General features: G+C 61.2%; 20 protein-coding genes. 6 read left to right on the top strand and 14 right to left on the bottom strand.

The features are described from left to right. Nucleotides 1–115: 115 nt before the first annotated feature. Entirely contained in the window at nucleotides 116–1,504 is a 1,389-nt protein-coding gene (locus tag AC1DLT_RS08065) for a M20/M25/M40 family metallo-hydrolase (RefSeq protein WP_038547995.1), read from the top strand. Nucleotides 1,505–1,983: 479 nt separating this feature from the next. Here the strand turns inward: AC1DLT_RS08065 and AC1DLT_RS08070 are convergent, their stop codons facing one another. Continuing rightward, complete coding sequence (locus AC1DLT_RS08070) at nucleotides 1,984–2,193, bottom strand: cold-shock protein (RefSeq protein ID WP_007754264.1); 210 nt, start codon at nucleotides 2,191–2,193, stop codon at nucleotides 1,984–1,986. Nucleotides 2,194–2,665: 472 nt separating this feature from the next. Here AC1DLT_RS08070 and AC1DLT_RS08075 point away from each other — a divergent pair, with 472 nt between their 5' ends. Beyond that, nucleotides 2,666–3,151 carry a YbaK/EbsC family protein gene (locus AC1DLT_RS08075; protein ID WP_477486404.1) on the top strand — a complete coding sequence of 162 codons (486 nt, stop codon included), beginning with the start codon at nucleotides 2,666–2,668 and terminating at the stop codon, nucleotides 3,149–3,151. Here AC1DLT_RS08075 and AC1DLT_RS08080 read toward each other — a convergent pair. The 7 genes from AC1DLT_RS08080 to AC1DLT_RS08110 all read right to left on the bottom strand — a co-directional run bounded on the left by AC1DLT_RS08080 (nucleotide 3,148) and on the right by AC1DLT_RS08110 (nucleotide 5,588). Further along, nucleotides 3,148–3,519: a hypothetical protein gene (locus AC1DLT_RS08080; protein WP_038547989.1), complete on the bottom strand. Its 372-nt coding sequence runs from the start codon at nucleotides 3,517–3,519 to the stop codon at nucleotides 3,148–3,150. The genes AC1DLT_RS08075 and AC1DLT_RS08080 overlap by 4 nt on opposite strands. A gap of 75 nt (nucleotides 3,520–3,594) precedes the next feature. Next, a complete protein-coding gene (locus AC1DLT_RS08085) occupies nucleotides 3,595–3,807 on the bottom strand; it encodes a hypothetical protein (RefSeq protein ID WP_151045704.1) in 213 nt (70 codons plus the stop codon). Between the two features lie 293 nt (nucleotides 3,808–4,100). Further along, complete coding sequence (locus tag AC1DLT_RS08090; protein WP_038549933.1) at nucleotides 4,101–4,295, bottom strand: hypothetical protein; 195 nt, start codon at nucleotides 4,293–4,295, stop codon at nucleotides 4,101–4,103. Between the two features lie 84 nt (nucleotides 4,296–4,379). Continuing rightward, a complete protein-coding gene (locus AC1DLT_RS08095) occupies nucleotides 4,380–4,628 on the bottom strand; it encodes a hypothetical protein (protein ID WP_477486405.1) in 249 nt (82 codons plus the stop codon). A 132-nt stretch (nucleotides 4,629–4,760) separates the two neighbouring features. Next, nucleotides 4,761–4,964: a hypothetical protein gene (locus AC1DLT_RS08100; protein ID WP_038547984.1), complete on the bottom strand. Its 204-nt coding sequence runs from the start codon at nucleotides 4,962–4,964 to the stop codon at nucleotides 4,761–4,763. Nucleotides 4,965–5,082: 118 nt separating this feature from the next. Continuing rightward, the gene (locus AC1DLT_RS08105; protein WP_038547982.1) at nucleotides 5,083–5,265 is read right to left on the bottom strand and encodes a hypothetical protein; all 183 of its coding nucleotides are present in this window, start codon (nucleotides 5,263–5,265) and stop codon (nucleotides 5,083–5,085) included. 149 nt (nucleotides 5,266–5,414) lie between these two features. Continuing rightward, complete coding sequence (locus AC1DLT_RS08110) at nucleotides 5,415–5,588, bottom strand: hypothetical protein (protein WP_173426763.1); 174 nt, start codon at nucleotides 5,586–5,588, stop codon at nucleotides 5,415–5,417. Nucleotides 5,589–5,781: 193 nt separating this feature from the next. On the opposite strand from AC1DLT_RS08110, the gene AC1DLT_RS08115 reads away from it, so the two are divergent. From AC1DLT_RS08115 to dnaJ, 3 genes are all read left to right on the top strand, one after another. Continuing rightward, nucleotides 5,782–8,265, top strand: a complete 2,484-nt coding sequence (locus AC1DLT_RS08115) for a transglycosylase domain-containing protein (protein ID WP_477486406.1) — start codon at nucleotides 5,782–5,784, stop codon at nucleotides 8,263–8,265. 196 nt (nucleotides 8,266–8,461) lie between these two features. After that, nucleotides 8,462–10,363, top strand: a complete 1,902-nt coding sequence (gene dnaK / locus AC1DLT_RS08120; protein ID WP_038547978.1) for a molecular chaperone DnaK — start codon at nucleotides 8,462–8,464, stop codon at nucleotides 10,361–10,363. Nucleotides 10,364–10,460: 97 nt separating this feature from the next. Further along, nucleotides 10,461–11,594 carry a molecular chaperone DnaJ gene (gene dnaJ / locus AC1DLT_RS08125; protein ID WP_477486407.1) on the top strand — a complete coding sequence of 378 codons (1,134 nt, stop codon included), beginning with the start codon at nucleotides 10,461–10,463 and terminating at the stop codon, nucleotides 11,592–11,594. A gap of 66 nt (nucleotides 11,595–11,660) precedes the next feature. Here the strand turns inward: dnaJ and AC1DLT_RS08130 are convergent, their stop codons facing one another. The 3 genes from AC1DLT_RS08130 to AC1DLT_RS08140 all read right to left on the bottom strand — a co-directional run bounded on the left by AC1DLT_RS08130 (nucleotide 11,661) and on the right by AC1DLT_RS08140 (nucleotide 13,580). Next, nucleotides 11,661–12,644: a carbon-nitrogen hydrolase family protein gene (locus AC1DLT_RS08130; protein WP_477486408.1), complete on the bottom strand. Its 984-nt coding sequence runs from the start codon at nucleotides 12,642–12,644 to the stop codon at nucleotides 11,661–11,663. Between the two features lie 204 nt (nucleotides 12,645–12,848). Beyond that, nucleotides 12,849–13,247 carry a hypothetical protein gene (locus AC1DLT_RS08135; protein WP_477486409.1) on the bottom strand — a complete coding sequence of 133 codons (399 nt, stop codon included), beginning with the start codon at nucleotides 13,245–13,247 and terminating at the stop codon, nucleotides 12,849–12,851. Between the two features lie 84 nt (nucleotides 13,248–13,331). Then, nucleotides 13,332–13,580, bottom strand: coding sequence for a putative antibiotic biosynthesis monooxygenase (locus AC1DLT_RS08140; RefSeq protein ID WP_105417633.1), 249 nt, complete (start codon nucleotides 13,578–13,580; stop codon nucleotides 13,332–13,334). Nucleotides 13,581–13,752: 172 nt separating this feature from the next. Here AC1DLT_RS08140 and AC1DLT_RS08145 point away from each other — a divergent pair, with 172 nt between their 5' ends. Beyond that, a complete protein-coding gene (locus tag AC1DLT_RS08145; RefSeq protein ID WP_477486410.1) occupies nucleotides 13,753–14,355 on the top strand; it encodes a TetR/AcrR family transcriptional regulator in 603 nt (200 codons plus the stop codon). Nucleotides 14,356–14,453: 98 nt separating this feature from the next. On the opposite strand, the gene AC1DLT_RS08150 is transcribed toward AC1DLT_RS08145, so the two are convergent. From AC1DLT_RS08150 to AC1DLT_RS08160, 3 genes are all read right to left on the bottom strand, one after another. Next, on the bottom strand, nucleotides 14,454–14,660 hold the full coding sequence (locus AC1DLT_RS08150) for a SlyX family protein (protein WP_477486411.1): 207 nt from the start codon (nucleotides 14,658–14,660) through the stop codon (nucleotides 14,454–14,456). Beyond that, complete coding sequence (locus AC1DLT_RS08155) at nucleotides 14,653–15,198, bottom strand: cupin domain-containing protein (RefSeq protein WP_477486412.1); 546 nt, start codon at nucleotides 15,196–15,198, stop codon at nucleotides 14,653–14,655. The genes AC1DLT_RS08150 and AC1DLT_RS08155 overlap by 8 nt, the downstream gene beginning before the upstream one ends. A gap of 70 nt (nucleotides 15,199–15,268) precedes the next feature. Further along, complete coding sequence (locus AC1DLT_RS08160) at nucleotides 15,269–16,768, bottom strand: globin-coupled sensor protein (RefSeq protein ID WP_477486413.1); 1,500 nt, start codon at nucleotides 16,766–16,768, stop codon at nucleotides 15,269–15,271. Nucleotides 16,769–16,858 lie beyond the last annotated feature (90 nt).

The raw sequence follows: 16,858 nt of genomic DNA on the forward strand, positions 1-16,858 counted from the left end.
CTTTGCCATTGTCTCTTCCACCCCGGACTTGCTAACAAGGTCGGGCATCCGAAACGATGGGCCGCTTCTCGCCTCCTGGGCTCAAGGGTCTCGCACTTCAAAGACAGGATTCCCCATGACCGATCTTTCCTCCGTCCTCGACCGCGCCGACCGCAATCTTCCCGAAAGCCTCGAGCGCCTGTTCGGCCTCGTCCGCATCAAGTCGATTTCCACCGACCCCGCCTTCAAGCCGGATTGCCGCAAGGCTGCCGAGTGGCTGGTGGCCGAACTCAAGGATCTCGGCTTCGAGGCGTCGGTTCGTGATACGACCGGCCATCCGATGGTTGTCGGCCATCATCCGGGCGCCAGCGCCGACGCGCCGCATGTGCTGTTTTATGGCCATTACGACGTCCAGCCGATCGATCCGATCGAACTCTGGGAGGATGATCCCTTCGATCCCAAGGTCAAGGAACTCGGTCCCGGTCGCAAAGTGGTGACGGGCCGCGGCGTTGCCGACGACAAGGGCCAGTTGATGACCTTCGTCGAAGCCTGCCGCGCCTACAAGGATGTGCATGGCTCGCTGCCGGTGCGTGTCACCATCCTCTTCGAAGGCGAGGAAGAATCCGGCTCGCCGTCGCTCAAACCCTTCCTCGATGCCAATGCTGCCGAGTTGAAGGCTGATTATGCGCTGGTCTGCGATACCGGCATGTGGGACGCCGATACGCCGGCGATCACCGCGTCGCTGCGCGGCCTGGTGGGCGAGGAAATCATCGTCACCGCCGCCAATCGCGACCTGCATTCCGGCATGTATGGAGGTGCAGCCGCAAACCCGATCCAGATTCTGTCGAAGATCCTCGCCGGACTGCATGACGATACCGGCCGCGTGACGCTCGAAGGCTTTTATGACGGCATCGAGGAGACCCCGTCCAACATCAAGGCGGCCTGGGAAAGCCTTGTCGCCGGACGCGACGATTTCCTCGGCGAGGTGGGGCTGTCGGAACTGGCCGGCGAGAGGGGCCGATCGCTGCTCGAACTCATCTGGGCACGGCCGACCTGCGAATTCAACGGCATCAGCGGCGGTTACGAAGGCCAGGGCTTCAAGACGGTCATCGCCTCGAAGGCATCGGCCAAGGTCTCCTGCCGTCTCGTCGGCGGCCAGGATCCGGAAAAGATCCGCGAAAGTTTTCGCGCCTATGTACGCTCGAAAATCCCTGCCGATTGCTCGGTGGAATTCCTGAAGCATGGCGGCTCGCCGGCGATCCAGCTCGGCTACGACTCGCCGGTGCTCACCAAGGCGAAGACCGCGCTTTCCGAAGAGTGGCCTAAGCCAGCACTGCTCGTCGGCGTCGGCGGCTCTATCCCGATCGTCGGCGATTTCCAGAAGACGCTCGGCATGGAATCGCTGCTGGTCGGCTTCGGCCTCAGCGACGACCGTATCCACTCGCCGAACGAGAAATACGACCTGCGCTCCTTCCACAAGGGCATCCGCTCCTGGGCACGCATCATCGCGGCGCTGGCTGGCTGAACTTGATGCTTAAAACTGAAAAGGCCCGACGCGTCTTCGCGTCGAGCCCTAAAAAACAAAAAGGCCGGGGCAAGCCCGACCTTTCCACTCCCATTCACCGGTGCCAGTACATCCGTGGTCACTCTAAATGGGACAAGCATTTCCGACGCGGCCGCTTTCGACCTTTTCAGATCACCACGGCTCTAGCGGTCATCGTCTCTCGGTGAGGTAAACATTCCGTTAACGCGGATATGGAAACTGCCTCAAGACGGCACGGTCGCCCGTATTTGCCGTAACACACATGGTCGCTGAAGCTCTTTGGAGCCCGACCATGTGGGTGCGTCGGAAACGCTATTGTACCCTAAATGGGAGTTGGGATTTCCGTTTACAAGGGGCTCCAATTTAGAATTACTCTAAATAATAAAACCTAGCTTCCCAAAAGCAGAAAGGCCGGACGAGCCGGCCTTTCGCAATCTTAAAGACCTGAAGTCTTCAGCAGCTCATGCGCCCTGGAGGCGGTCTGCGGAAACCTTGCCCGAACGCTTGTCGCTGACGAGTTCGTAGGAGATCTTCTGACCATCCTTGAGCTGGCCGAGTCCGGCGCGCTCAACGGCAGAGATGTGAACGAATACGTCCTGCGAACCGTCGTCAGGCTGAATGAAGCCGTAGCCCTTGGTTGCGTTGAACCACTTTACAGTACCGGTAGCCATAACGATGCCTTTCCCTTGCAAATATGACCGACTATTCCACGCTCGAGCGCTTGGAACGTTGAAGTTTCGTATTTGAAGAGAGATCGTCGCAAACGCCGTGAGGCGCATAGTGCTGGCTATCAAACAAATATCGATGGCGAACCAAATAGGGTCTTCGCGCAAAAAGGTCAAGATCGGGAAAATTCAGGCTTGCCTTAAAAAGCGAAATCGCCAGCGATTTCAAGGCATATAAAACAGAAAACCCGGCGCGGGAGGAGGTGCGCCGGGTTTCTGAAACTGACCAACAACTGGGAGGAGGAGGTGTTGTCGGTCCCATCAAGGGCGCTGGGAGGAGGAGTGCGCCCGTCGATGAATTAAACATACAGGATCGAAGCTCAAAAAACAGTCACGATATCGCAGTGCAGCATTGCAATTCTCGCATAGCTCTATTGTTCTCTTGCGGCTGGCGTGATCCTGCGCCAATTTTGCGGCCATGAGCCTCGAATCCGTCCGCGCCTTCTTCGCCACCAACGCCCCCGATATCCACGTCATCATTACCGAGGAAAGCTCGGCGACCGTGCCGCTTGCCGCTGCCGCCCACGGGGTGGCGCCCGAACAGATCGCCAAGACGATCTGCGTGCGCGCTGGCGAAACTACCGCACTGGTGGTCATGTCAGGAACCAGCCGTCTCGACAATCGCAAGTTCCGGGATCGGTTCGGCGCAAAGCCACGCATGCTCGGCGGCGACGACGTCGTGGCGATCACCGGGCATCCTGTCGGCGGCGTATGCCCGTTCGGCCTGCCTTCGCCGATGCCGATCTACTGCGACGTATCGCTTTTAAAATTTCCGGAAGTCGTGCCTGCTGCCGGCGCCGTCAATGCCGCGGTGCGTATCAGCCCCGACCGGATGGCGGACCTGACCGCAGCGATCTGGGTCGATGTCGGTCAGGATCCGGTACCAGATGGCGGCGTCGCCTAAAGGCGGCCGCTCAGATAGCGGTCATACCAGGCATGTTTGCTGTCGGCAGAAGCGGTGGCCACCACATAGCCGATCGCAAAACCGATGGCACCGATCAGGGTGAACAGCGTCGTGGTGGCGGCAGGGTGTTCGCGGATGGTGCCGGCAACCGAGCTTGCTTCATTCTGGACGTAGTGCGCAGCATTGCCGGCACGCTCGGCGACCCTGCCATAGGCAGCGCCGGTCTTTTCGGCGAGCATCTCGCGTAGATTGGCGATCTCGGAACGAAGCGTCGCAATCTCGGTCCTGACGTCTTCGCTGGGCTCGTAGTCGAAAGAGGGCGTATCCGGCCTCGCGGGTGTATTCAGGTTTCTGGCGGACTCTGCCATTACCGGCCTCCTTGAGTTGTTCGAGAGACCGTTCAACTGTTGAAGGACTGATAGGTTCCTCGTTTAGGCGAGGAGCTATCGGCTTTTCGCCAGCGCCTCGGCGAGCGCCGAGAGCTTTTGCTTGTCATCCGAGCCTTTTTGAAGCGAGTTCACGAGGATCAGTGCGAGCGCCTCCGCATCGGGGCTCGCCTTGTCGATCTGGTGTTCGGCACAAGCCTGGTCAAAGACCTGCTGCAGCAGGCTGAGCTGCTCGGGATTGACCGGATTTCGAACCATCTGTGTAGGCATATAACCCTCCCGATCATACGGTGCCCGACCGGCGGACCACTCCCCTCGCCCCATTCAGCAATGGCGGCCGGAGAAAATTACCAGCGGCCTTTTATTGCGACAGTCTTGCGCCGGCCTTGTCAGCGCCCGGGGAAAAAGGTCTGCAAGCCACAGGAGAGGGGATTTTGAGCCTTGGCTAATAAATTGACAATAACAATAATAGAGGGGTGCAATATAAGGGTGGACCCGTACGGGTTACTACCTATACGGGTCCGTCGCGAGCGTCCGCGGGCTGGGCAGAGGGTTCGGCCCGGTTATGCCATGCCGGCCGGATCGCCGGTCGGCAGGAGTGCGGGATCAAGCGTCGGATCCTGCGGGTTCTTGCTGTCGCCGGGATCCTGCGCCGGCGTCAATGGCGGCTTTTCCTGGGTGCGATCGGGAACTCCGCCCGCCGGCGTCGGCCCGCGCGGCTGAGGGCTCGGAGTCGGGATAGGGTCTCGATTGGGCATGATGGTCTCCTTTCGTGTCAGGAAACCAACGACTGAGGCCCGCCACTGTTCCAGGAGCGGATAGGATTCTGAGGAAAACCTCACTCACCTCTGGCGATACCAGCGCCGGTCGCGAGAGGCCGAAGACATGCCGAGCATGTAGCCGACCGCCAAGCCGAGCAGGCCGACGACGGCAATTGCCGAACCGGTAGCCGCCGGATGATCGACGGCATGAGCGCCGACCATACCCGCCTCGTCCTTGACACGATGAACAGCAGATTTCGTACGAACGCTAACGCCTGCCTCTTCGGCGACGTCGCCTGTAAAGCCGGCAGCGAGAGTTTTTTTAGCCATCAGAGTCTCCTTTTCGGAAACAACACCAAGCGGAACGCGAGGTTCCGTTGCTCGATCTATCCGAGAGGGCGGGTCTCTATCTGAAGCAAAATGAAAACCCGCACCGGCGGGGAGCCGGCGCGGGCAAAACGATTATTCGGTGGCTTTAGCCTGTCCTTCGGACTGCTTCAGCACGGCAGCTTCCTCGCGCGGATCCATTTTCGGAGCCGCAATGCTTGCCGTGGTGACTTCCTTGTCCACCTTGGCGGAAGCCGTGACGTTGTGGCCGGCGCATTCCGCAAGAGCTGCGGTCGACGACAGGCCGAGCACGGCGGCGATGACGAGAATTGTCTTCATGCCATTCTCCTTTCGCTGTGGTTGCGGGCGTAAAATAACCCGCAGATTCATAAACCCGAAATCACGAATTCGCGTTTCGGGTCGTCTCAAACTGCCGGCTTTTTGCCGTCCGCCGCGATTACATCAGCTTCGAAAGGGTTTCGCGATTGACGAAAATATCAGTCTTTCCGGCTTCATAAGCGGGGTGGCTGAACTCCACCATTCCCCTTTCAGGCATTTCAAGCGCCTGCTTGACGGTGACCAGCCCGACCGGGACACGCTGGTCGCCATTCCGGACGACTGCCTCGACGACTTTCTGCATATCCTCCCCTCCTCCAAGGTGGAATCCGTCGTAACGCGGATCTTGCCTCCTTGTTCCATCAGGAATCGGATTTTTTTAAGGTTGGATGCGGTATTGGAGGGCTTTTGTAACATAGGCCAACGCCCGGCCATCCAGGGCGTTGCGGCTTTTCAATGAAGGTCCAGCGGCAGCTGGATGCCCTTGGGAATATTCGGGCGTCGCTGGTTGGCGATCTGTATCTTCTGGAACGTCTCGCGGCGGCGTTGCGCTTCAGCCTCGCGCAGAGCCCTAGAGGCCGCGACTGCAGCCATTGCGCGTTCGATCACCTGTTCGGTTCTGCTCATCAGTACCTCCACATGTTCTCTGTTTGTTCTCACAAATAGCGATGGAAGTCAAGCGGTTCAAGATCATCCGGATAAACACGCCCTTTACCCCTCCTTAAATCGCCGCATTTAAAGTCCAGCCAAGGCTTGGGCGATCAGACATCGAGTAACAGCCTGTTTTGACAGGCGTGTAACGGGGGTATGCCAGCTCACCATGGCAGCCAGAGGCAAATCAGACAAACGCGTTGAACCATCCTTCGAAGGTTCGCGGCCGAGCGGCGATTTACGTCTCGACGCGGACGAGCGGATCGTGGGCAACGGCCGGCCTGGCAGACGTCCATCGAAAGCCGAAAGCGAAGATCGCGACGAGCGTTCCGAGCGCCCGGAACGTGTCCGTTCCTCCCGCAACAGGAAGGTTCCACCGCGTCGCGAAGGCGGCGGGTTCTTCGCGCCGCTCAGAAGGCTCGTCTACTGGTGCTTCGTACTCGGCATCTGGGTCGGCATCGCCGTCGGCGGGCTGGTGCTCTATTACGGTGCCAGAATGCCGGCCGCCAGCACCTGGGCTATCCCGGATCGGCCGCCGAACATGAAGATCACCGCCGTCGACGGCTCGGTCGTCGCCAATCGCGGCTCGACCGGCGGCGAGGCCCTGGCGCTGGAGGAAATGTCGCCCTACCTGCCGCAGGCGGTGATCGCCATCGAGGACCGGCGCTTCTATTCGCATTTCGGCGTCGATCCGCTCGGCCTGGCCCGCGCCTTCGTCAACAACCTGACCGGCCAGCCGATCCAGGGTGGCTCAACGATTACCCAGCAGCTCGCCAAGAACCTGTTCCTGTCGCCGGACCGCACGTTCGAACGCAAGATCCAGGAGGTGCTCCTGTCCTTCTGGCTGGAGCACAAGTTCACCAAGGACCAGATCCTCGCCATGTACCTGAACCGGGTGTTCTTCGGTTCGAACGCCTATGGCGTGGAGGCCGCCTCGCGGCGGTATTTCAACAAGTCCGCCCGCGACGTGAACCTCGGCGAAGCGGCAACGCTTGCCGGCCTGCTCAAGGCTCCGTCCCGCCTGTCGCCGGCCCGGGACCCGAAGGCTGCGGAAACCCGCGCCCAGGTCGTGCTCGGCACGATGCGCGAAGAGGGCTATGTCACCGACAGCGACCTCAAGACCGCCATGTCGCAACCGCCAGCCAAAGCGAAGAGCTACTGGACCGGCGCCCAGCATTATGCCGCCGATATGGTCGTCGACGAGGTGAAGAGCCTGATCGGCGAGCCGAAGGTCGACGTGACCATCGAAACGACGCTCGACATGCGCCTCGAAGCCGCCGCCGAAAAATCGCTGAACGATGTTCTGAAGAAGGAAGGCGGCAAGCTCAACGCCTCGCAAGCGGCCCTCGTTTCGGTCGATGCGACCGGCGCGATCCGGGCGCTGGTCGGCGGCCGCGATTATGCGACAAGCCAGTTCAACCGCGCCGTCAAGGCGAAACGCCAGCCGGGTTCGGCTTTCAAACCCTTCGTCTATGCAGCGGCACTCGAAGCCGGCGCCCGGCCGGATTCGATGGTCAACGATGCGCCGGTCAAGATCGGCAACTGGTCGCCGGAGAATTTCGACGAGAAATACCGCGGTCCAGTAACGCTCGCCTCGGCCTTCGCGCAGTCGCTCAATACGGTCGCCGCGCAGCTCGTCATGCAGGTCGGCCCCGACAAGGTGGTGAGCCTCGCCCACCGGCTCGGCATCGATTCCGACATCCAGGCAAATGCTTCGATCGCGCTCGGCACCTCGGAAGTCTCGCTGGTCGAGCTGACGTCTGCCTACGCGTCCTTCATGAACGGCGGTTACAAGGCGACGCCGCATATCGTCAAGCGCATCACCGATCCGGACGGCAAGGTGCTTTACGAGGCCGATTATGCCAACCCGCCGCGCGTGCTCAGCGAGCCGGTGGCTGCGACGATGAACGGCATGATGAACCGCGTCATCAACGAGGGCACCGGCAAGGCCGCCAGGATCGACGGCTGGCAGGCAGCCGGCAAGTCGGGCACCACCCAGTCGTTCCGCGACGCACTGTTCGTCGGTTATACCAGCATCATGACGACCGGCATCTGGTTCGGCAACGACGACGGCGCCTTCATGAAGAAGGTGACCGGCGGCGGGCTGCCCGCAAAAGCCTGGAAGGAATATATGACGTCGGCGATGAAGGGTTATACGCCGACGCCGCTGTTCGGCACCGGCCGCGGCCTCGATCTGCCCCCTGCCGCAGTCCAGCCGGATTCGCCGTCGACGACGATCGGCGATATCATTTCCGGCATCCTGCCCGGCGGGCGCCGGACCCAGGACGAACTCCCCGCCGATTATCCGCCGGCGCCGCGCCCTCCCGCCCAGGATTCCGCCTCGATCGAACGGGAACCGGCCCGCGTGCGGCCCGTCTATGGCGACAATCAGGGGTATGACAACAGGGACAACAGACAGATCTACGACAATCGGCCGGTCTATGGCGACCGCGGTCGTCATAGCGACGTGATACCGCCTGGCGACGTTCCGGCCCGTGACTATCGCCAGTATCGCGGCCCTTATGATTCGCCCACTCCGGTGCCCCCGGGAGCGATCGGCGGCGGCCCCGTTCCGCCCGGCGACGTGGGCGTTGCGGGCTCCAGAGGGCAGCCCCGGCAGACCACGCTTTTCGACCTGATCATGGGGCAGTGAAGCGTATTCACAGTATTGCTCGGCAAACTGTTCTTTTTGCTAGGATCCGGGCGATTTCTCGCCTTGCAGTCCTAAAAACCCGTCCTTATATACGCCGCATGACCGCAGCCGATGCTGCGTACCATCCCAGTCGAGGAACTGTCAGTGGAATGCCTTTGAGGGGTTCCGATGGTTCGCTTAAAGGAGAGAGAAGAAAATGGCAAAAGTAATTGGCATCGACCTCGGTACCACCAACTCCTGCGTCGCCATCATGGACGGCAAAGATGCGAAGGTGATCGAGAACGCCGAAGGCGCGCGTACCACGCCCTCCATGGTCGCATTTTCCGATGACGGCGAACGCCTCGTCGGGCAGCCGGCCAAGCGCCAGGCAGTGACCAACCCCACCAATACCCTCTTCGCCGTGAAGCGCCTTATCGGCCGCCGCTACGAAGATCCGACGGTTGAAAAAGACAAGGGCCTCGTCCCCTTCGATATCGTCAAGGGCGACAATGGCGATGCCTGGGTCAAGGCTCAGGGCAAGAACTATTCCCCCGCACAGGTTTCCGCGATGATCCTTCAGAAGATGAAGGAAACCGCCGAATCCTACCTCGGTGAAAAGGTCGAAAAGGCCGTCATCACTGTACCGGCCTACTTCAACGACGCGCAGCGCCAGGCAACCAAGGATGCCGGCCGCATTGCAGGTCTCGAAGTGCTGCGCATCATCAACGAGCCGACCGCTGCCGCTCTCGCCTATGGCCTCGACAAGAAGGACGGCAAGACGATCGCCGTCTACGATCTTGGCGGCGGCACGTTCGACATCTCGGTCCTCGAAATCGGCGATGGCGTCTTCGAAGTGAAGTCGACCAACGGCGACACCTTCCTCGGCGGTGAAGACTTCGACATGCGTCTCGTCGAATATCTTGCCAACGAGTTCAAGAAGGACCAGGGCATCGACCTGAAGAACGACAAGCTCGCGCTGCAGCGCCTCAAGGAAGCTGCCGAAAAGGCCAAGATCGAACTCTCATCTTCGCAGCAGACCGAAATCAACCTGCCGTTCATCACGGCCGACGCTTCCGGTCCGAAGCACCTGACGCTGAAGCTGACCCGCGCCAAGTTCGAAAGCCTGGTCGACGATCTCGTCCAGCGCACCATCGCGCCGTGCAAGGCAGCCCTCAAGGATGCCGGCGTCACCGCAGCCGAAATCGATGAAGTGGTTCTCGTCGGCGGCATGAGCCGCATGCCGAAGGTTCAGGAAGTCGTCAAGCAGCTGTTCGGCAAGGAGCCGCACAAGGGCGTCAACCCGGATGAAGTCGTCGCTCTCGGCGCCGCCATCCAGGCCGGCGTTCTGCAGGGCGACGTCAAGGACGTTCTGCTGCTCGACGTGACCCCGCTGTCGCTTGGCATCGAAACGCTCGGTGGCGTCTTCACCCGCCTGATCGACCGCAACACGACGATCCCAACCAAGAAGAGCCAGACCTTCTCGACCGCCGAAGACAACCAGCAGGCTGTGACCATCCGCGTATCGCAGGGCGAACGCGAAATGGCCCAGGACAACAAGCTGCTCGGCCAGTTCGACCTCGTCGGCCTGCCGCCGTCACCGCGCGGCATGCCGCAGATCGAAGTCACGTTCGACATCGACGCCAACGGCATCGTCCAGGTTTCGGCCAAAGACAAGGGCACCGGCAAGGAACAGCAGATCCGCATCCAGGCTTCCGGCGGTCTCTCCGACGCCGAGATCGAAAAGATGGTCAAGGACGCCGAGGCCAATGCCGAAGCCGACAAGAAGCGCCGTGCCGGCGTCGAAGCCAAGAACCAGGCCGAAAGCCTCGTCCATTCCAGCGAGAAGTCGCTGAAGGAATATGGCGACAAGGTTTCCGAAACCGACCGCAAGGCGATCGAAGATGCGATAGCTTCGCTGAAGGCTGCCGTCGAAGCTCCGGAACCGGATGCCGATGACATCCAGGCGAAGACGCAGATCCTGATGGACGTATCCATGAAGCTTGGTCAGGCCATTTATGAGGCCCAGCAGGCCGAAGGCGGCGAAGGCTCCACGGGCGGCAAGGACGATATCGTCGATGCCGACTACGAGGAAGTCAAGGACGACAAGAAGTCCGCTTGATCCGCCGGTTGCCTGATGGCCAGACCTCGACCATAGTTGACTAGAGTATCCGGCTGCCTTCGTGCAGCCGGAATCCTTTCCGGAGCCGGTTACCTCCATGGCAAAAGCAGACTTTTACGAAACGCTGGGTGTCGGCAAGACCGCCGACGAGAAGGAGCTCAAAAGCGCCTTCCGCAAGCTCGCGATGAAATATCATCCCGACAAGAATCCGGGCGACGCAGAAGCCGAAAAGAAGTTCAAGGAACTCGGCGAGGCCTACGAGACCTTGAAGGATCCCCAGAAGCGTGCGGCCTACGACCGCTTCGGCCACGCCGCCTTCGAACACGGCGGAATGGGCGGCGGTGGCGGTGGCTTCTCGGGCGCGGGCGCCGGTGGCTTCTCCGATATCTTCGAAGACATTTTTGGCGAAATGATGGGCGGCGGACGCGCCCGCCGGTCATCTGGCGGTCGTGAACGCGGCGCCGATCTTCGCTACAATATGGAAATCACGCTGGAAGAAGCGTTTGCCGGCAAGACGGCGCAGATCCGGGTTCCGACCTCGATCACCTGCGACGTCTGTTCCGGCTCGGGCGCCAAGCCCGGCACGCAGCCGAAGACCTGCGGTACCTGCCAGGGTTCCGGTCGTGTGCGCGCAAGCCAGGGTTTCTTCTCGGTCGAGCGTACCTGCCCGACCTGCCACGGCCGCGGCCAGACGATCACCGATCCCTGCGGCAAATGCCACGGCCAGGGCCGCGTCACCGAAGAGCGGTCGCTGTCGGTCAACATTCCAGCCGGCATCGAAGACGGCACCCGCATCCGCCTGCAGGGCGAAGGCGAAGCCGGTACGCGCGGCGGCCCTGCGGGAGATCTCTACATCTTCCTGTCGGTGAAACCGCACCAGTTCTTCCAGCGCGACGGCGCCGACCTTTATTGCGCCGTGCCGATCTCGATGACGACGGCCGCCCTCGGCGGCACATTCGACGTCGCCACTCTCGACGGAACCAAATCCCGCGTGACGGTGCCGGAAGGCACCCAGCCGGGCAAACAGTTCCGCCTAAAGGGCAAGGGCATGCCGGTGCTGCGGTCCAGCCAGACGGGCGATCTCTATATCCAGATCCAGATCGAGACGCCGCAGAAGCTCACCAAGCGGCAGCGCGAACTGCTGCAGGAATTCGAGGAACTGTCCTCGAAGGAGAACAATCCGGAATCGACGGGCTTCTTCGCCCGGATGAAGGAGTTCTTCGAGAACTGAGCTTCTGGAACCCAATTTTGAAGCCGCCCGCAACAGACCGTTGCGGGCGGCTTTTTCGTTGAGCGTCTAGAACGTATCACGGACGCCGCTGCGCGGGTCCTTGACCATATGCGGCTCATAGATGCCGGCACGTGCGGTTCGCCTCCAGGGGCGGGCGATCTCTCCCGGATTGTGGTCGACATCGACGATCGCAAGCGAAGGCGTCGCATCGGCCCGGCATTGGGCCACCCATTCTCCACTGGGCGCAGCGATTCCGGAAGGCGGCATGAAACCGGCATAGGCCAGCACCGAGAAACTCACCCAATAGCGGTTGCTCGCCGCATGCCCCAGTGCTTCGGCCGCGAAGGCCGGCGTTGCGCCGGTGGTCGAGAACAGGACGCAATCGACGTCGAGCTGCTCGTATTCCCTGAAAATCTCGGGAAAATGCGTCTCCATGCCGAGCGAGCAGCCGAAGCGGACGCCATCGACCTCGAAGGTCACCGGGGTCGAACCCGGCGTATACATGAACGAGATCTTGGTGTTCGAGAGCAGGCGCTCGTCGTAGCGGGTTACCAGCTCTCCCCTGTCGGAGACGATATAGAGGCTGTTGTGCGGCCGATGCGGCTCGGTGAGCTGATGCACGGAACCGATCACCGCAAACAGCCCGAGTTCGCGCGCCAGCGCTCGCGTGGCATCCAGTTCCTCGCGCAGCACGGTCCATTCGAACCGGCTCCAGTCGGACGGCCCGACGGGATCGCGGCCAGTCGAGGACATGATGCGTTTGTTGGGAGAGCAGGTCGCTCCTTCGGGGAAGTGTATCACCCTCACGCTCGCCTTTTGCGCTTCGCGCATCAGGCGTCGCATCTCCTCGCCGCTTGCACGAAGCTCGGCCACGCTGCGGGGATCGACATAGGGAGTGGTCTGCGCCACCGCCAGGCGCACCGATCTGGCCTGCGGCACCGGATCGCTCGGGGCACTGTCGCGGATATGGCTGAGGGCTGCGGTATAGGATTCGCCTGTCTTTTCGGCACGGGCACGGACACGGCGCTTGAAATTTCCATTCTGGGTCATCTTGAGCCTTTCACGTCCCGGACGGAGTTCCCCAGCAACCACATCCGAAACGGTCGGACCAAGAGAGCGACCCGAGACTGAAGTCCCTTTGCCTCCGTTTCAGGACCATGCTGGGGAAGGTCCGGGGAGGTTCGGCGTGGGCCACGCAAGGCAAAAGATGCCAATCAGGCCTTGATTCGTCAACTCGGGTGGAGACCGTCTATTTCAGGCCAGCGACTGGATCGACGCGCTGGCGAGGATCATTGCGAAGAGGAGGAGACAGACGGCGGCGGCGCGACGTATGACGATCGGTTTCACCTCAAAAAGCTCGGTCCGCCGCATCAGGTTGCCGAAGGCGATCCAGCCGTTAGCGGCCAAAAGCACCAGCCCGGCAAACAGCGCAAGCCAGGGCGCGAGTTCGGTGAGGCCGCCTTGCGGCATGATGACGAGCGCGATGATCAACGCCTTGGGGTTCAGCACCGTGGTGACGAAGACCTGCCGATCAGCGGCAGGCTCTTCAGCCAGCCGCGCGAGTATCCGCCGAGCGCCATCAGCGTATTGGTTGGTCCTGGCGTACAGAGAAGCAGAAGAATGGCGAGGATGAATTCCGGAGGGGTCATGCAAGTGCCTGTCGAAATGACCGGCATTGTCCGGCTCTTCCTCTCTATCAGCATTTTCGGCACGCCGATTGACACCCGTCAAATCAGCTTATTTTGTCGGCGAAGGCATGCGGGCCACGAACCAGCCGAAATATCTCTGGATTGCCGGCGAGACGACAAATACGATCGACAGCACCATGATCGGCGCGATCAGGATCGTTCGATGCCACACGGCCCAACCTTCGGTGAGTGGCGCGAGGATATAGAGAAGTACGGTGATCAACGGATAGATGGCGAGGATCATTACGAGGGCGAGACGCGCCTTCGAAGGGTTGACGCGAGCGGGTACGGTCTGCAATTGCGCCTCCATGGCTTGATTTCTGCTATCGGAACTGAGGGTTAAAGTTGCTGTGGTCACTATGAGCTCCATAGAAACGGTCCGTTTCTATGGAGCTCATATAACGAAACGATCCGTTTCGTTCAAGTAGGACTCTTGTGATGTCGAATAAAATTTTGCTTGGGGGGTCCGCATGACTGGGAAAAAGGCTGCGGACGCCCGCCGCACCTCGATCGGCGCCCAGCGCAATCCTGCCAGCCAGGACGCCATTCTCCAGGCTGCGGAGGAAATCCTTGTCGAGGGCGGGCTCGGATCGTTTTCGATCGAGGCCGTCGCCCGGCGAGCCCATGCGGGCAAACCGACGATTTATCGGTGGTGGCCGACGCGTACGATCCTGCTTCTGGACGTCTACCATCGCCAGAAATTCGTCGATATCGCACCCGATACCGGCGCGATCGAGACGGATATCTTCCAACTCCTGAGCGACTTGCTCGAGTTCTGGAATACCGGCCATGGAGGCGCGGTTTTCCGCTCCGTCATCGCCGAGGCCCAGACCGACCCGGCGGCCAGCAAGGCGCTCGCGGCCTACATGGCCGAGCGATACCAGCAGGGCGGCGAGATATTCCGCCGGGCAAAGGCCCGAAACGAAGTGGCCGATTGGGTCGTACCCGAGCTTGCCATGGAGATCATAACGAGTTTCGTGTGGAAACGGCTGCTCACCGACCGGCTGGAGATTGCATCTGAACAGCTGCGCCTGGTGGTTCGGCACCTCGTGCACGGCTTAAAGGCACAGTAGGTCTCCGGAACATCCGCCCGCCCGTGTCCAATCGGCCGAGGAAATATGTCGCGCTCAGGCGACGCAAGCCCCGCGCCGCCTGAGCGGCAACCGGGCGGTCAATAATGCGGCGGTCTGGTGATGGCCGGCGCGTCCAGCGAGGTCTCCTCCAGCGAGAGGAACCGCTCGGTCAGCCGGTCGAGCTTGGCGCGCGTCTGTTCCATCACCTTCCACTGCTCGGCGAGCTGGTCGGACAATTCCTCGATCACCTTGGCCTGATGGGCGGCAAGCTCCTCGAGCTTGACCAGTCTTTCCTCGTCACTCACCTGTCGTTTCCTTCGCTGCTTTCTGACCGGCTTTCCGGACCCGCACCTTGTCCGGCATGCCGTCATGGTCCCCGAGCGGGCGTCGAGGGGCGTCGTCCCACCAATCCGAACGGATCGCCTTCAGTTCGAGATTCTTCGGATAGAACAGCCGGTTTTCGTCCTTGTTGGCCTCCCCGATCACCAAAAGGCGCACTTCCGCATCCGTGTTGTTGATGAAGGTATGAGCAATCCCAGTGCCGGCCGGGAAACCGACCGAGTCGCCCGGTTTCAGCGGATAGACCTCGCCATCCAGCCAGACCTCCGGATTGCCTTCGATCACGTAGATGAATTCTTCCTCGAGTTCCTCCGCATGCGGAAAGGAGGTGCGGCGGCCGGGTGGCAGGCGATGATGGTGAATGCCGAGCCGCGTGAGGCCGAACTGCCGGGCGAGCGCGGCGCCGAAGCCCATCAGCTCGTCATCACCGCGATAGTGTTTCTCCTGGGGCTTTTCTACCTCGCTCCAGTGGGTAATGCAGGAAGGGCGGTCCTGGTCGGTCATGTGCTGCTCCTCTGAAAGCGGAGCTACACTAGCCGACCGGAACCGCCCGGTCCATGTTTCAAGCCGAGGATCAGGCGCGCAGGCGCGGGCGCTCGGTGCGGGTTTCGCGGACAGCCCTTGTCTTGAAGCGGCCGAGCAGCGACGCCAGCCGGCTGCTGATACCGACCAGGCTCTGGGTCGAGGCATTGGTCTCTTCCATCAGCGCCGCGTTCTGCTGGGTGATCTGGTCCATGCTGCGGATCGCGGAATTGATCTCCTCGATGCCGGAAGCCTGTTCCTGCGCCGAGCGGGCGATCGACGAGATATGTTCGTCGATCGATTTCACGCGCCCGCCGATGCCGACCAGAGCCTGGCCGGTCTTGTTGACGAGCTCGACGCCACGATGGACGTCCGTCGAAGACTGGTCGATCAGTTCCTTGATCTCCTTGGCGGCAGCGGCGGAGCGCTGCGCCAGTTCGCGGACTTCCTGGGCGACGACGGCGAAACCCTTGCCTTGCTCCCCAGCGCGGGCCGCTTCCACGCCTGCATTCAGCGCCAGAAGATTGGTCTGGAAGGCAATCTCGTCGATGGCGCCGATGATTTGGGTCATCTTCTGCGAGGACTGCTCGATGTCGCCCATCGCGGCAATCGCCTCCTCGACCACCTTGCCGGAACGAACCGTCTCGGAAGCGGATTCGCGCACGATTTCCTGCACTTCGCGGGTCCGCTGTGCGGCCTGGCCGGAAATCGTGGTGATCTCTTCGAGTGCTGCCGCCGTCTGTTCGATCGCCGAAGCCTGCTGCTCGGTGCGCTTGGCCATGTTTTCGGAAGCCGACGAAATGCCGCCAGCTTCGGCGCGCACTTGTTCGACCGAGCTGCTGATCTCGCGCATTGCCGTGTCGAGTTCGGAAATCGAGGAATTGTAGTTCTGCTGCAGCTTGGCGAAGCTCGGCGCCAGTTCCTGCCAGAGTTCGGATGTCAGGTCGCCGCCGGAAAGGCTCGTCAGTGCCGCTTCGAGCGCCGCAAGGGCTGCATCCTGCTCGACCTTGGCTTTTTCCTGTTTGGCTTCGACCTCTCTGCGCTCGTCACCCAGCACCTCGAGATAGACCGAGATGGCGTAATCCATGTCCAGCATGGCCGCTTTGACGACCGAGGAGAGATGTTCGGACAGCATCTTCGCCTTCTTCTCCTGGAAGAAGCCAGACAGCTCCCGGCTCACAACGGCGCGAATGACACCGTCGAGGATCAGCGCGTAACCGCCGATATACCAGCGCGGTTCGAGACCAAGCCGGGCATGGGTGCGTCCGATCGTGGAAACCGCGTCCACATAATTGTCATCGTATTTGCCGGATGCGATCGCATCCCAATGGGTGGCCTGGCGGCTCTTGGCCTGGGCGATATGGCTGTCGCTGGAGAAGAATTTCGCCGTCTGCGGATTGCCCTTGACCTTGCGGTAGAAGGCATCCAGCGCACCGCCGATCGCGTCCTTGATGGCCGGCCGGATCTCGGCCAGAGACCGGCGCTGCTCTTGGCCAAGGCCGATGAAGTCAAGGCGCTCGGCGAGATCGGCTTTGTGGTTCTGGTCTTTCATGGGAGGTCTCCGGAGTTAAAAGGATCCACGCGGCCATCCGGACATAAGATGCGTATGCGTGCTCAGGCATCTCTAGGAGCCAAGCTTTAA

Source organism: Neorhizobium sp. 05N33 (assembly GCF_056397445.1).